This window comes from Labrys methylaminiphilus subsp. lupini (assembly GCF_051161885.1).
Taxonomy (GTDB): Bacteria; Pseudomonadota; Alphaproteobacteria; order Rhizobiales; family Labraceae; genus Labrys.
This window is the reverse complement of the sequence record NZ_JBMDIH010000001.1, coordinates 547,757-561,867: the sequence shown is the minus strand read 5'-3', so window position 1 is coordinate 561,867 and position 14,111 is coordinate 547,757. Positions and strand designations below refer to the sequence as shown.

The following is a 14,111-nucleotide window of genomic DNA, read 5'->3' as shown; positions in this document are numbered from 1 at the left end:
GGCTCGACTAAAGGATTGAATGTGATGGCCACTGCTCAGAACGCATCGGCGCATGATGATCATGCCCATGACGCGCATGATCATCCGACCGGCTGGCGCCGCTATGTCTATTCGACCAACCACAAGGACATCGGGACGCTCTACCTGATCTTCGCGCTGGTCGCGGGCGTCATTGGCGGCCTCCTGTCGGTGGCGATGCGCGCGGAACTGATGTATCCGGGCCAGCAATTCTTCACCAACCCCTACACGTTCAATGCGTTCGTGACCGCGCATGGCCTGATCATGATTTTCTTCATGGTCATGCCCGCGATGATCGGCGGTTTCGGCAACTGGTTCGTGCCGCTGATGATCGGCGCGCCGGACATGGCCTTCCCGCGCATGAACAACATTTCGTTCTGGCTGCTGATCCCGGCCTTCGGCCTGCTGCTCATCTCGATGTTCGTGCCCGGCGGCCCCGGTGCCGACGACCTCGGCGTGGGCACGGGCTGGACGGCGTACCCGCCGATGTCCTCGCTCAAGGGCACGCCCGGACCGGCGATGGACTTCGCCATCCTGTCGCTGCATCTGGCCGGCGCTTCCTCGATCCTGGGCGCCATCAACTTCATCACCACCATCTTCAACATGCGCGCACCGGGCATGACGCTGCACAAGATGCCGCTGTTCGCCTGGGGCGTGCTGATCACCGCCTTCCTTCTGCTGCTGTCGCTGCCGGTCCTCGCCGGCGCCATCACCATGCTGCTGACCGACCGTAATTTCGGCACCGCCTTCTTCGATCCGGCCAATGGCGGCGACCCGATCCTGTGGATGCATCTGTTCTGGTTCTTCGGTCATCCCGAAGTCTACATCATGATCCTTCCCGGCTTCGGCATCGTCAGCCACATCATCTCGACCTTCTCGCGCAAGCCGATCTTCGGCTATCTCGGCATGGCCTACGCCATGGTCGCCATCGGTGTCGTCGGCTTCGTGGTGTGGGCTCACCACATGTATACCGTCGGCCTCGACGTCGACACGCAGGCCTATTTCGTGTTCGCCACCATGGTGATCGCGGTGCCGACCGGCGTGAAGATCTTCTCCTGGATCGCCACGATGTGGGGCGGCTCGATCGACTTCAAGACCCCGATGGTGTGGGCGACGGGCTTCATCTTCCTGTTCACCGTCGGCGGCGTCACCGGCGTGATGCTGGCCAATGCCGGCGTCGACCGCTCGCTGCACAACACCTATTACGTGGTGGCGCATTTCCACTATGTGCTGTCGCTGGGCGCTGTCTTCTCCATCTTCGCCGGCTGGTATTACTGGTTCCCGAAGATGTTCGGCTATATCATCCCCGACTGGATGGGCCAGGTGCATTTCTGGATCGCCTTCGTCGGCGCCAACACGCTGTTCATGCCGCAGCACTTCCTCGGCCTGGCCGGCATGCCCCGCCACCTCGTCGACTACAACCCGGCCTTTGCCGGCTGGAACTGGGTCTCCTCTCTCGGCGCTTTCATTTTCTTCATCGGCGTGATCTGGTTCCTGGCCATCAATTTCTACGCAGTCTTCGTGCGTAAGGAGCAGGCCGCCGGCAATCCGTGGGGCGAAGGCGCCACCACCCTGGAATGGACGCTGTCCTCACCGCCTCCGTTCCACCAGTTCGAGACGCTGCCCCGCATCCGCTGAGCCCCTCGAACTATGAGCTTTCGTGAGGGCGGCCGCTTCGACGGCCGCCCTCACGCCTCCACCGGATTTCCGTTGCTTCCTCGAGCCTTCTGCGAAAGTTCGAGCAAGCAACCGGCCTCAGAGCCTTCCACTGAAGCCGGCACGACGAAAAGGAACGTTCATTGACCGATATCGGCATGCCCATCCAAGGCGAGGCTGACGATGCTGTCCCCGTGATCAGCATCGCGTCGGTTGGCGACTTCCTGGCCTTGCTTAAGCCGCGCGTGATGTCGCTGGTGGTCTTCACCGCCCTCACCGGCATGGTGGTAGCCCCCGCCCATATCCATCCGGTCGTCGGGCTTGCGGCCCTGATCGCCATCGCCGTCGGCGCAGGTGCCTCAGGCGCCCTCAACATGTGGTACGACGCCGACATCGATGCGGTGATGTCGCGCACCCGCAACCGGCCCGTACCATCAGGCCGAGTCAGTCCCGGCGAAGCGCTTGCCTTCGGCATCATCCTGTCCGGCCTGTCGGTGCTGGCGCTCGCCGTCTTCACCAATTTCCTCGCCGCCGGCCTGCTGGCCTTCACCATCTTCTTCTACGTCGTCGTCTACACGATGTGGCTGAAGCGCTGGACGGTGCAGAACATCGTCATCGGCGGCGCCGCAGGTGCCCTTCCCCCGGTGGTGGCCTATGCGGCCGTGACGGGCACCGTCACGGTGGAAAGCCTCGTGCTCTTCGCCCTGATCTTCATGTGGACGCCACCCCACTTCTGGGCGCTGGCCCTGTTCAAGTCGGGCGACTACGAGAAGGCCGGCGTGCCGATGCTTCCCGTGGTGGCCGGAGCCCGCGAGACCCGGCGCCAGATCCTGATCTACACGGTGCTGCTCGCCCCGATCGGCATGCTGCCCTGGCTGCTCGGCTATGCGCATTGGAGCTACGGCGTGGTCGCGGGGCTGGGCGGTCTCGGCATGCTGTGGCTGGCCGTCGACATCTGGCGCAAGCCCGACGACATGGGACCGGCCAAGCGCATGTTCGGCTATTCCATCCTCTATCTGTTCGTGCTGTTCGCCTGTCTGCTCGGCGAGGCCCTGATGATGAGGATACTGGCATGATGGCGCATCATCTGTGGTTTGTCGGGCCGGCGCTGATCATCCTGCTGCTGATCATCCTGTTCCGTCCCCTCGCCTTTCAGCGCCCGCCACGGGACAGTTGGGTGGGGCAGTTGCCGCCTGACCAGGCCCGCAAACTGCATTGGCGCTCCATCGCGATCGCCGCCGCCCTGATCGCCTTCGTCCTGCTCGTCTATGCCGTGAGCTTCGTCAAAGGCCCCGGCGTTCTGGACAAGGGCTTCTAGGATGACCGGAATGCCCGACACCCCTCCTCCCCGCCCCAAGGTCAGCAATGGCGTGATTGCGGTGTCCTGCATCGCCTTCGTGGCATCGATGGTGGGCGCGGCCTATGCCTCGGTGCCGCTCTATACGCTGTTCTGCCAGGTTACCGGCTTCGGGGGCACCACGCGCGTAGCCGAAACCGCGCCGAGCCAGGTCCTCGACCGCACGTTCGAGGTGCGCTTCGATTCGAACATCAATCCGGCCCTGCCCTGGAAGTTCGAGCCCGAGCAGCGCTCCGTGACGGTCAAGGCCGGCGAGGTGAAGACGGTCTATTACAAGATCACCAACCTTTCCTCGGAAACCACCTATGCCGCGGCCGCCTACAATGTGACGCCGCAGGAAACCGGTGCCTATTTCTCCAAGATCCAGTGCTTCTGCTTCACCAACCAGAAGCTGGGTCCGGGTGAGAGCCAGGAATTGCCGGTGGTCTTCTTCGTCGATCCCGCCATCGACAAGGCCGACTATCTCGCCGGTGTGCACACCATCACGCTTTCCTATACCTACTATCCGGCCAAGCCTCCCGTGACACCGGTCGCGGCGGCCGAACCGAAAACCGACAATTCGAGCAAACCGCAGTTATAAGTTCCCGGGCGACCGGCATCTGGAGAAAACCATGGCTCAAACCAAGAACCATGATTACCACCTCGTCAATCCGAGCCCGTGGCCGTTCGTCGGCGCGATGGCGGCTTTCGTTCTGGCGATCGGCCTGATCACCTGGATGCATAAATATTCCTATGGCCCGCTGGTGTTCGGCGTCGGCCTGATCGGCGTGCTCTACACCATGCTGATGTGGTGGTGGGACGTCATCAAGGAAGCGTCCGAGGGCGATCACACCCCGGTCGTGCAGTTGCACCATCGCTATGGCATGATGCTGTTCATCGCCTCGGAAGTGATGTTCTTCGTCGCCTGGTTCTGGGCCTATTTCGACGTCGCCCTCTTCCCGGGTGATGCGGCTGAGGTCGCCCGCACAGCCCTGACGGGAGGCGTCTGGCCGCCGAAGGGCATCGAGACCCTCGATCCCTGGCACCTGCCGCTGCTCAACACGCTGATCCTGCTGACCTCGGGCACCACGGTGACCTGGGCGCACCATGCCTTGCTTGAAGGCGACCAGAAGGGCCTGAAGAACGGCCTGATCCTGACGGTGGTCCTTGGCGTGATCTTCACGCTGTGCCAGGCCTATGAATATGCCCACGCCCCGTTCTCCTTCTCGGGCCACATCTACGGCTCGACCTTCTTCATGGCGACGGGCTTCCATGGTTTCCATGTGATCGTCGGCACCATCTTCCTGGCGGTCTGCCTGCTGCGCGCCAATCTCGGCCAGTTCACCCAGCGCCATCACCTGGGCTTCGAATTTGCCGCCTGGTACTGGCATTTCGTCGACGTGGTCTGGCTGTTCCTCTTCGCCTGCATCTATATCTGGGGCTATGGTCCCGGCGGCGTGCACGGCTGAGCTGCCTTCACATAGCGTTTTGCGATTTTACGGTGTCATCAAAAATCGCAAAGACGCGTCCAAACAAAGAGTTAGAGCAAAACGCGTTCACACCTGAACGCGTTTTGCTCTAGGATCAACGGGGCGGCCGGGGTCACCCGGCCGTTTCCTTTTGGGGCTCCCACGATGCCGCAAGATCACCATTACGCGCCGCTTTCGCCCTTCCAGACAGGCTCGCGCGGCAAATGCCCCCGCTGCGGGCAGGGCAGGCTCTTCGATGGATTCATCAGCCTCAAGCCTGGTTGTAGCGCCTGCGGTCTGGACTACAGCTTCGCCGATTCGGGCGATGGGCCGGCCGTGTTGGTGATCCTGGTGGCCGGCTTCATCCTGCTGGGCGCGGCGCTTTATGTCGAATTCACCTTCTCGCCGCCGGTCTGGGTGCACATCGTGCTCTGGCTGCCGCTCTCGCTCATCGTTTGCCTGGGCCTGCTGCGCTGGATGAAAGGCGTGCTGGTCGCCCTGCAATACACCAACAAGGCGGCGGAGGGCCGGCTGGAAGAATGACGACGTCCGCAGTTTCCTCACACCCGCGCTCGCTCATCGCGCTGACCCTCACGATGCTGGTGATGTGCGCCTTCCTGATAGGGCTCGGGGTCTGGCAACTCGAACGCCTGCAGTGGAAGCAGGGCCTGTTGCGGGAAATCGCCGAGCGCACCACCGCCGCCCCCGTTTCTCCGCCGCCCGAAGCCGATTGGCCCGGCCTGACGCGGGACGGTCTCGAATACAAGCATTGGCAGGTCGCGGGAACCTTCGACCATGCCAAGGAGATTCGGTCCTTCACCAACCTGCCGGACGCCAAGGGGCGGTTTCGCGGCGTCGGCTATTGGGTGCTGACGCCTCTCCTGCGACCGGACGGCTCCACCATCCTGGTCAATCGCGGCTTCGTGCCCGAGGATGCCAAGGATCCCGCAAGCCGCCAGGCCGGACAGATTGCAGGTCCCGTCACCATCACAGGCCTGGCCCGCTGGACCGAGGACCGCAATCTGTTCACGCCGTCTGACGACCCCGGCAAGGGCAACTGGTTCACCCGCGACATCGCCGGCATCGCCAAGGCCGAGGGCCTGACCCGCGTCGCGCCTTTCTTCATCGATGCCGATGCCAGCGGGCCCGGCGGGCTGCCCCAGGGCGGGGAGACCATCCTCACCTTCCCCAACAACCATCTGCAATATGCGCTGACCTGGTTCGGCCTCGCTCTCGGCCTGGTCGGGGTCTACATCGCCTTCGTCCTGCGCCTGAAGCGACGGCCGGGGCGATAGAGGCGGCGCGCAGCGTTTTGCTATTGGACGGAATCACCAAGAATCGAAAAGACGCGTCGAACCAAGGAGCGAGAGCAAACAAGCGCTCATATTTGGACGCGTTTTGCTCTAGCAGGCCAGGAGGCGGCGATACGCGCCTTGCCCGTCAGGCCCGAGCGGATTACAGGATGAAGACTTGTGTCGAAGACGGCGCTTCACTGCCACAGGAGCGCCGCCGACACCGAAAGGATAGAACCGTGCACTATGTTTCCACACGGGGCGAAGCTCCCGTCCTCGGCTTTTGCGACGCTCTCCTCGCCGGCCTTGCCCGCGATGGTGGGCTCTATGTGCCGCAGCATTGGCCGGTTCTCTCCCATGCCAGGATCGCCTCCTTCGCGGGCAAACCCTACTGGCAGGTGGCTGAGGCCGTGATCTCGCCTTTCGTCGGCGACGAGATCGAGCCGGCGGCATTGCGCCGGATGATCCAGGATGCCTATGCCGGCTTCGACCATCCTGCCACCGTGCCCCTGGTGCAGATCGGCGACAATCTGTTCGTGCAGGAGCTGTTCCACGGCCCCACCCTGGCCTTCAAGGACGTGGCGATGCAATTGCTCGCCCGCCTGATGGATCACGCCCTGAAGGCCCGCAACAAGCGCGCCACCATCGTCGGCGCCACCTCGGGCGACACCGGCAGTGCCGCCATCGAGGCCTTCCGCGGCCTCGACCAGGTCGACATCGTCATCCTCTATCCGCATGGCCGCGTTTCGGAGGTGCAGCGCCGCCAGATGACCACGATCGACGCGCCCAACGTGCACGCCGTCGCCCTGGAAGGCAATTTCGACGATTGCCAGGCGCAGTTGAAGGCGATGTTCAACCATCTCGAATTCCGCGACGAGATTGGCCTGACCGGCGTCAATTCCATCAACTGGGCCCGCATCGTGGCCCAGATCGTCTATTATTTCACCGCGGCAGTGGCGCTGGGCGCCCCCCATCGCAAGGTTTCCTTCTCGGTGCCGACAGGCAATTTCGGCGACATCTTCGCCGGCTATGTCGCCAAGCGCATGGGCCTGCCGATCGAGCGGCTGCTGATCGCCACCAATGTCAACGACATCCTCGCGCGCACCATCGCCACCGGCGTCTACGAGGCGCGCGGCGTAAAGGAGACCTCCTCCCCCTCGATGGATATCCAGGTTTCCTCCAATTTCGAGCGCCTGCTCTTCGACGCCTATCGGCGCGATGCCAGCCAGGTGCGCCGCCTGATGGGCAATCTTTCTCAATCCGGCGCCTTCGAGATCGACGAGGGTGCCTATGAGGCCATCCGTGCGGAATTCGACGCCGAGCGCGCGGACGAGAGGGAAGTCGCCAAGGCCATCGGCATGATCTGGCGTACCGCCGGCTATCTCCTGGACCCGCACACCGCCGTCGGCGTGATGGCCGCCTGGAAAGCGGAGCCGGATCGCAGCGTGCCCATGGTCGTACTCGGCACCGCCCATCCCGCCAAGTTTCCCGCTGCCGTCAAGGATGCCTCCGGCATCGAGCCCAAGCTGCCCGACGCCCTGGCGGATCTCTATGAGCGGCCCGAGCGCTTCACGGTCCTGCCCAACGATCTTGGGGTGCTGGAAGCCTTCGTTCGCAAGCATTCCCGCGCAGCCCAGGGCGCAGCCGCATGAGCGTGCAGGTTACCCGCCTCCCGTCCGGCCTGACCGTCATCACCGATGCGATGGCCGAGCTCGAGACCGCCTCGCTTGGCGTGTTCGCCGGTGCCGGTGCCCGTTCGGAAGGCGAGAAGGAGCATGGCCTCGCCCATCTGCTCGAGCACATGGCCTTCAAGGGGACTCGCACCCGCGACGCCAAGCGCATCGCCGAGGAGATCGAAAGCGCCGGCGGCGAACTCAATGCCGCTACGTCGGGCGAACAGACCGCCTATTATGCCCGGGTCCTGAAGGAGGACGTCGGCCTCGGTTTCGACATCCTGGCCGACATTCTCACCCAGTCCGTCTTCGATGCCGACGAATTGGCACGAGAGAAGAACGTCATCCTGCAGGAGATCAGCGCCGTCGAGGATACGCCGGACGATCTGGTCTTCGACATGTTCAACCAGGCGGCCTTTCCGGACCAACCCCTCGGCCGTCCGATACTCGGCACGCCCGAGACGGTGATGTCGTTCGACCGCAAGGCGATCCAGAGCTATCTCGACACCCATTACCGGGCCGGCCGCATGGTGGTATCAGCCGCCGGCGCGGTCGACCATGAGCGCATCGTCGAGGAGGCAACCCGCCTTTTCGCAGGCCTGCCCGAGGGCAGTGGTCCGGAACCGGTGCCAGCCGTCTATCGGGGCGGCGAAGATGTCATCGAGACCGATCACGAGCAGGCCAATGTGCTGATCGGCTTTGCCGGCCGGTCCTACCGGGACGCCTTGAGCCCGGCGCTGGGCATCTTCACCAACCTGGTCGGGGGCGGCATGTCCTCTCGCCTGTTCCAGGAGGTCCGTGAAAAACGGGGCCTGTGCTATTCGGTCTATGCCTTCCAGTGGGGCTATGCGGATACTGGGATTTTCGGCATTTCCGCGGGCGCCGGCGCCGGTGAACTCAAGGATCTCGTGCCCGTGATCCTGGATACGGTGGCCGCTGCCGCCTCCGCGCCCACCGAGGCTGAGATCGCCCGCGCCAAGGCGCAGATGAAAGCGGGCCTCTTGATGGCGCTCGAATCATCAGCCATGCGGGCCGAACAGATGGCCCGCCATATGCTGATCTGGGGGCGCCCTCTGCCGCCGGCCGAACTGATTGCCAGGATCGATGCTGTTACGGCAGAGGACGTGCGCAAGGCGGGCGAAGCCGTACTGGCATCGTCGCCGACCCTGACAGCCCTCGGACCGGTCAGGAAACTGCCCCGTCTCGATAAGATCCGTGCCCATCTGGCCTGACGAGTAAAGAATGTCCTTCCTCCGCCCCTTCTCCTTCGCCGACGTACTGCCGCCGGTTCGGGGCGAGAAGGTGGAGCTGCGGGCCCCGGAAATGCGCGACTTCGAGGCCTGGGCCGCCCTGCGCGGCGCAAGCCGGGAATTCCTGCGCCCCTGGGAACCGACCTGGCCGCCCAATGACCTGACGCGCCCGGCCTTTCGAGCCCGGATCAAGCGCTATGGCCAGGACGCGAGGGCGGATGCCGCCTATCCCTTTTTCATCTTCCGTTCGAGCGACGGCGCGCTGGTCGGCGGCCTCACGCTCGGCCAGATTCGCCGCGGCGTGGCGCAAACCGGTTCGCTCGGCTACTGGATGGGTGAGGCCCATGCCGGCCAGGGCCTGATGAGCGACGCCGTGCGCGCTTTGCTACCCTATGCCTTCGGCACGCTGCGCCTGCGCCGTGTCGAAGCCGCCTGCCTGCCGGAGAATGCCCCTTCGATCCGGTTGCTGGAGCGCGTCGGCTTCATCCGCGAGGGCTATGCCCGCTCCTATCTGTGCATCGCCGGCGCCTGGCGCGACCATCTGCTCTACGCCATCCTGTCGGGTGATGAGATTCGGTAACGGGTTTTCCGGAGAGCGGACATCCCAGCGACATGCCTTCATGTCGCGATGTCCGCTTTTCCTTTTGCGAGCGTCGCGTTTTCAAAGAGCGGACAATATGTCCGCGCTCCCAGGAAGATTCGATCCCAAGGCGATCTGGTATAACTTCAGGGCATCACCGCGCGGAGAGCAACATGATCATGGGATCTCGGACTGTCATCACCCGAGCGGAGGAGCGGCCGCGGGAAGCCTGGGACGATCCTGCCAAAGGAAGCGTGGCCTGGCACACTTTGTTCAGTGCGGATATCACGCCGACGGACAGCCTCAGCGCAGGGATCGCCATCCTGCCGGCCGGCGGCAACAATCCGCCGCACCGCCATGCCGAACCAGAACTTTACCTGATCCTGGAAGGCAGCGGCGTGCTCACGGTCGATGGCGTGGAGAGCCTCGTCGGCAAGGGAGCGGCGATCTTCATTCCCGGCAATGCCTGGCATGCGCTGCGCAATGAGCTCGATACCGAACTCCGGCTCTTCTATGTTTTCCCGACCGGGCGCTTTTCGGACGTGGTCTACGAGTTTCCCGATTGAACCCGGATATCGTCGCCATGATGTCCGCGCCCAGGAAAATGGCCCGGTTTCCCGGGCCATTTCATTCAAAACCTTGTCAGCCCAGCAGGGCCTTCAATTCCGCCCTCAGCTCGTCGCCCAGCCCCTCGCGCTCCAGCGCATAGGCGACATTGGCGGTCAGGAAGCCGATCTTCATGCCGGTGTCGTAGATGCGGCCTTTGAACACCGACCCGTAGAACTTCTGCCCCTGTGCCAGCTTCAGCATGGAATCGGTGAGCTGGATTTCGCCGCCCGCGCCACGCTCCTGCTTTTCCAGGAGATCGAAGATCTCCGGCTGCAGGATGTAGCGGCCTGAGACCGCCAGGTTGGACGGCGCCGTGCCCTTCTTGGGCTTCTCGACCATCTGGGTGATCTCGAAGGCATTGCCGCCCACGCTCTCGCCCTTACCGACGATGCCATATTGATGCGTCTGGTCCTCCGGCGCCTCGAACACGGCGATATGGTTGCCGCCGACCTTGTCATAGGCCTCCACCATCTCGGCAAGGCAGCCCTTGCCCTTGCCGTGATGCAGCATGTCGGGCAGCAGCAGGGCGAAGGGCTCGCGCCCGACGATTTCGCGGGCGCACCAGACGGCATGTCCGAGGCCGAGCGGCGCCTGCTGGCGCGTGAAACTGGTCTGTCCGGCGCCCGGCAGCGAACGCTGCAATTCTTCATAGGCCTCCATCTTGCCGCGCTCCTTGAGCGTGGCGTCGAGTTCGAAGGCAATGTCGAAATGGTCCTCGATCACACCCTTGTTGCGGCCGGTCACGAAAATGAAGTGCTCGATGCCGGCTTCGCGGGCTTCATCCACCACATGCTGGATGACGGGTTTGTCCACCACGGTGAGCATCTCCTTCGGCACCGACTTCGTGGCAGGCAGAAAGCGCGTGCCGAGGCCGGCGACGGGAAATACAGCTTTGCGAATGCGCGTCATTGGAAACCTTTGATACATGCCCTTGGGGAAGGTTGATTGTTCTTATTGCCCCCTCGGATGAAGGAACAGTTTAAGAGACCCTACTCAGAGTCTGGCCTTGCAGCAATCTCGCCCTTGCCTGCCCCAAGCGTCAAAAATGAGGTGGATTCGAAATCGCCCCCAACTTCCCACTGATTTCTGCCCGTTGGAGCCCGGATGTGACGAGGGGCATGGAGATCGCATTCACCATCCCGATCATTCCGCCAACAGGAATCCGACCGGTGCAGCTTGCCCAATTTCACATTGCTGGCTACTGCTTCTCGACACAATTGAGTGGCAGGTGGGCAGGCCCTTCGAAGAGAGATGAACCAGGACCCGCGCAAGGGGGCGTCGGGAAGCCTGGCTGGAGATCGTATGTTGCAGTTCATTCGCGTCGTCGCAGCCTCTGTGGTCATGATGCTCGTCATGGCAATGGTCGGCGGCGTTGCGCATGCCCTGGAGCCGGTTGACGTCAACGGTGAGGTCGATGCCATCGACCTGTTGCCCGCTGTCGAAAACTATTCCAGCCAGGGTGACCGCATCCAGATCCAGACCGCGCCGGGCGCCGATGGCATCGTGCGCCGTATCGAAGTGCGCTCGAAGCAGCCGGGAACCAATCCGCATTGGATCGTGTTCGCCCTCGCCAACACCACCGACGAGCAGATCGACCGCATCGTGGTGGCGCCGCATTTCCGCCTGGTCGGCTCCGGGCTGGTCTGGCCGGATCTCGGCGCATCGCGCATCGCGGAAATCACGCCCAGCCAGGGCTTCCAGCCCGAACGGCAGGAGGATGACGACGCCGACGTCTTCCGGGTGACACTGGATCCGGGCTCACGTGTGACCTTCGTGGCCGAGTTGCGTACCACCAAGCTGCCCCAGCTCTTCTTGTGGGATCCCGATGCCTATAAGGACAAGGTCAACTCGCTCACCCTCTACAAGGGCATCGTGCTCGGCATTGCCGGCCTGCTCGCCTTGTTCCTCACCATTGCCTTCGTGGTGAAGGGCACGGCGATGTTCCCCGCCGCCGCCGCGCTGGCCTGGGCGGTGCTGGCCTATCTCGCCATCGATTTCGGCTTTCTGCACAAATTCCTCGCCATCCCGCCGGATGGAGACAGGGTGTGGCGCGCGGGCGCCGAGGCGGTATTCTCCGCAACGCTCCTTGTTTTCCTGTTCGCCTATCTCAATCTGAACCGCTGGCATGTGCGCTATTCCGTAGTCTCGGCGCTCTGGCTGGTCGCGCTCGCCACCCTCGTCGGCCTTGCGGTGATCAACGCGCCCGTCGCCGCCGGCATCGCCCGCATCTCCATCGCCACGCTCGCCGTCGTCGGCCTCTTGATCATCCTGCTGCTGGCCTTCTACGGCTATGACCGGGCCGTGATGCTGATACCCACCTGGACCTTGCTGCTGGGCTGGGTGGCGGCGGCGGGATTGACCATCATGGGCCATCTCACCAACGACCTGGTGCAGCCGGCCCTCACCGGCGGCCTCGTGCTGGTGGTGATGCTGATTGGCTTCACGGTGATGCAGCACGCTTTCGCCGGCAGTGCCTTTGCACCCGGGCTGATGACCGATACCGAACGCAAGGCCCTCGCCCTCACCGGCTCGGGCGACGTGGTCTGGGACTGGGACGTGCCGGCCGATCGCATCTATGTCAGCCCGGAGGCGGACCAGTTGCTCGGCGTCGCCCCCGGCGCCCTCGACGGACCGGCCAGCGAATGGCTCGAGCTCGTCCACATCTTCGACCGCGACCGCTTCCGCACCGCCCTCGACGCGGTGATCGACCAGCGCCGCGGCCGCGTCAGCCTGGATTTCCGCATCCGCGCCGCCGACGGCCACTATATGTGGCTCAACCTCAAGGCCCGGCCCGTGGTGGGCTCGGACGGCGAAGTGGTGCGCTGCGTCGGCACCGTCTCCGACGTCACCGAGCAGAAGACGGCCGAGGAGCGCCTGTTGCACGACGCCGTGCGCGACAACCTGACCGGCCTGCCCAACCGCGAGCTCTTCACCGACCGGCTGGAAGCAGCATTGGTCCAGGCCAGGCAGGACGGTACCACCAAGCCGACCGTGCTGATCCTCGACCTCGACCGCTACAAGCAGGTCAATGACGCCGTCGGCCATTCGGTCGGCGATTCGATCCTGCTGACGGTGTCGCGTCGGCTTTCACGCCTGATGAAGCCCCGCGACAGCGTCTGCCGCATCTTCGGCGATCAGTTCGGCGTGCTTCTCATGTCGGAACCCGACCCGGAACGCATCTCGGCCTTCGCCGAGTCGATCCGCCGTTCGCTGCGCGCACCCATCGCCGTGGCCGACCGCGAAATCTTCCTCACCGCCTCGATCGGCGTAGCGATGTTTGATCCCCAGGCCCCGGTGAAGGCGGACGAGCTGATCAAGGATGCCGAGATCGCCATGTACAACGCCAAGAAGATCGGCGGCGATCGCATCGAGATCTTCCGGGCGGCCATGCGGGTCGAACGGCCGGATCGCTCTTCCCTCGAAGCCGATCTCCGGCGGGCGATCGAACGCGACGAGCTGAAAGTGCTGTTCCAGCCGGTAGTGCGCCTGCAGGATCGCACCATTGCCGGCTTCGAGGCGATCGTGCGCTGGGAGCATCCCAAGCTCGGCCGCCTGCCGCCGGGGGAATTCAACGCCATGGCCGAAGAGACGGGGCTGATCGTCGATGTCGGCCTCTTCGTGCTCGACCGCACCGCTCGCCAGCTGTCGATCTGGCAGCGCCTCGTCGAGGTCGAGCCGCCGCTGTTCGGCATGGTCAACATCTCCAGCCGGCAATTGCTGCGCCAGGACCTCGTCCAGGACATCAAGGCGGTGATGGCGCGGGCAGGCATCGAGCGCGGCTCGCTCAAGCTCGAGGTCTCCGAGAGCCTGGTGATGGAAAATCCCGAATATGGGGCACAGATCCTGGCCCAGCTCAGCGATCTTGGCGTCGGCCTCGCCATGGATGGCTTCGGCACCGGCTATTCCAGCCTGTCCTATCTGCAACGCTTCCCCTTCGACATGCTCAAGATCGATCCGAGCTTCGTGAAGGAAGGCGAGCGCGGTCGCCCGGTGATCCTGCGCTCGATCATCGCCATGGCGGGCGACCTCGGCATGGAGATCATCGCCGATGGTGCCGAGGCCGACAACGACGCGGAGGAGCTCGGCGAGCTCGGCTGCCAGTTCGCCCAGGGCGAAGCCTTCGGCGATCCCGTCACGGCGGAAGAAGCCCGCAGGCTGATCGCCGGCCCGATACGACTGAGAGCGTAATCCAGAGCGCGGACCTCGGAGCGTTTAAGATTGCCTGGGA

Annotated in this window: 13 protein-coding genes; 12 read left to right on the top strand and 1 reads right to left on the bottom strand. The window is 63.8% G+C overall.

Features of this window, described 5'->3' with window-relative positions:
- Positions 1-24 precede the first annotated feature (24 nt).
- The 11 genes from ctaD (at position 25) to ACN6KF_RS02465 (ending at position 9,840) form a co-directional block, all read left to right on the top strand.
- A complete protein-coding gene (gene ctaD, locus ACN6KF_RS02515; RefSeq protein WP_434955317.1) occupies positions 25-1,656 on the top strand; it encodes a cytochrome c oxidase subunit I in 1,632 nt (543 codons plus the stop codon).
- Positions 1,657-1,826: 170 nt separating this feature from the next.
- Positions 1,827-2,750, top strand: a complete 924-nt coding sequence (cyoE, locus tag ACN6KF_RS02510; protein WP_434959598.1) for a heme o synthase — start codon at positions 1,827-1,829, stop codon at positions 2,748-2,750.
- On the top strand, positions 2,747-2,992 hold the full coding sequence (locus tag ACN6KF_RS02505; protein WP_434955316.1) for a hypothetical protein: 246 nt from the start codon (positions 2,747-2,749) through the stop codon (positions 2,990-2,992). The genes cyoE and ACN6KF_RS02505 overlap by 4 nt, the downstream gene beginning before the upstream one ends.
- Position 2,993: 1 nt before the next feature.
- The gene (locus tag ACN6KF_RS02500) at positions 2,994-3,611 is read left to right on the top strand and encodes a cytochrome c oxidase assembly protein (RefSeq protein WP_434955315.1); all 618 of its coding nucleotides are present in this window, start codon (positions 2,994-2,996) and stop codon (positions 3,609-3,611) included.
- Between the two features lie 31 nt (positions 3,612-3,642).
- On the top strand, positions 3,643-4,479 hold the full coding sequence (locus tag ACN6KF_RS02495; protein ID WP_434955314.1) for a cytochrome c oxidase subunit 3: 837 nt from the start codon (positions 3,643-3,645) through the stop codon (positions 4,477-4,479).
- 165 nt (positions 4,480-4,644) lie between these two features.
- Positions 4,645-5,022 (top strand): DUF983 domain-containing protein, encoded by a 378-nt coding sequence (locus ACN6KF_RS02490; protein ID WP_434955313.1) that lies wholly within the window; start codon positions 4,645-4,647, stop codon positions 5,020-5,022.
- The gene (locus ACN6KF_RS02485) at positions 5,019-5,774 is read left to right on the top strand and encodes an SURF1 family protein (protein ID WP_434955312.1); all 756 of its coding nucleotides are present in this window, start codon (positions 5,019-5,021) and stop codon (positions 5,772-5,774) included. The genes ACN6KF_RS02490 and ACN6KF_RS02485 overlap by 4 nt, the downstream gene beginning before the upstream one ends.
- A 236-nt stretch (positions 5,775-6,010) precedes the next feature.
- Positions 6,011-7,423 (top strand): threonine synthase, encoded by a 1,413-nt coding sequence (gene thrC, locus ACN6KF_RS02480; protein ID WP_434955311.1) that lies wholly within the window; start codon positions 6,011-6,013, stop codon positions 7,421-7,423.
- Entirely contained in the window at positions 7,420-8,676 is a 1,257-nt protein-coding gene (locus ACN6KF_RS02475) for a M16 family metallopeptidase (RefSeq protein WP_434955310.1), read from the top strand. The genes thrC and ACN6KF_RS02475 overlap by 4 nt, the downstream gene beginning before the upstream one ends.
- A gap of 10 nt (positions 8,677-8,686) precedes the next feature.
- Positions 8,687-9,274, top strand: a complete 588-nt coding sequence (locus ACN6KF_RS02470) for a GNAT family N-acetyltransferase (RefSeq protein WP_434955309.1) — start codon at positions 8,687-8,689, stop codon at positions 9,272-9,274.
- A 173-nt stretch (positions 9,275-9,447) separates the two neighbouring features.
- Entirely contained in the window at positions 9,448-9,840 is a 393-nt protein-coding gene (locus tag ACN6KF_RS02465; protein WP_434955308.1) for a cupin domain-containing protein, read from the top strand.
- Between the two features lie 76 nt (positions 9,841-9,916).
- On the opposite strand, the gene ACN6KF_RS02460 is transcribed toward ACN6KF_RS02465, so the two are convergent.
- The gene (locus ACN6KF_RS02460) at positions 9,917-10,792 is read right to left on the bottom strand and encodes a UTP--glucose-1-phosphate uridylyltransferase (protein ID WP_434955307.1); all 876 of its coding nucleotides are present in this window, start codon (positions 10,790-10,792) and stop codon (positions 9,917-9,919) included.
- Between the two features lie 396 nt (positions 10,793-11,188).
- Between ACN6KF_RS02460 and ACN6KF_RS02455 the strand changes: the two genes are divergently transcribed.
- Positions 11,189-14,071: an EAL domain-containing protein gene (locus ACN6KF_RS02455; protein ID WP_434959597.1), complete on the top strand. Its 2,883-nt coding sequence runs from the start codon at positions 11,189-11,191 to the stop codon at positions 14,069-14,071.
- The last annotated feature ends 40 nt before the right edge of the window (positions 14,072-14,111 follow it).

What these genes read in the sequence shown, in the direction of transcription:
- ctaD (WP_434955317.1), top strand. Translation starts at nt 25, where the DNA reads ATGGCCACTGCTCAGAACGCATCGGCGCATGATGATCATGCCCATGAC.
- ACN6KF_RS02505 (WP_434955316.1), top strand. Translation starts at nt 2,747, where the DNA reads ATGATGGCGCATCATCTGTGGTTTGTCGGGCCGGCGCTGATCATCCTG.
- ACN6KF_RS02500 (WP_434955315.1), top strand. Translation starts at nt 2,994, where the DNA reads ATGACCGGAATGCCCGACACCCCTCCTCCCCGCCCCAAGGTCAGCAAT.
- ACN6KF_RS02495 (WP_434955314.1), top strand. Translation starts at nt 3,643, where the DNA reads ATGGCTCAAACCAAGAACCATGATTACCACCTCGTCAATCCGAGCCCG.
- ACN6KF_RS02490 (WP_434955313.1), top strand. Translation starts at nt 4,645, where the DNA reads ATGCCGCAAGATCACCATTACGCGCCGCTTTCGCCCTTCCAGACAGGC.
- ACN6KF_RS02485 (WP_434955312.1), top strand. Translation starts at nt 5,019, where the DNA reads ATGACGACGTCCGCAGTTTCCTCACACCCGCGCTCGCTCATCGCGCTG.
- ACN6KF_RS02475 (WP_434955310.1), top strand. Translation starts at nt 7,420, where the DNA reads ATGAGCGTGCAGGTTACCCGCCTCCCGTCCGGCCTGACCGTCATCACC.
- ACN6KF_RS02470 (WP_434955309.1), top strand. Translation starts at nt 8,687, where the DNA reads ATGTCCTTCCTCCGCCCCTTCTCCTTCGCCGACGTACTGCCGCCGGTT.
- ACN6KF_RS02465 (WP_434955308.1), top strand. Translation starts at nt 9,448, where the DNA reads ATGATCATGGGATCTCGGACTGTCATCACCCGAGCGGAGGAGCGGCCG.
- ACN6KF_RS02460 (WP_434955307.1), bottom strand. Translation starts at nt 10,792, where the DNA reads ATGACGCGCATTCGCAAAGCTGTATTTCCCGTCGCCGGCCTCGGCACG.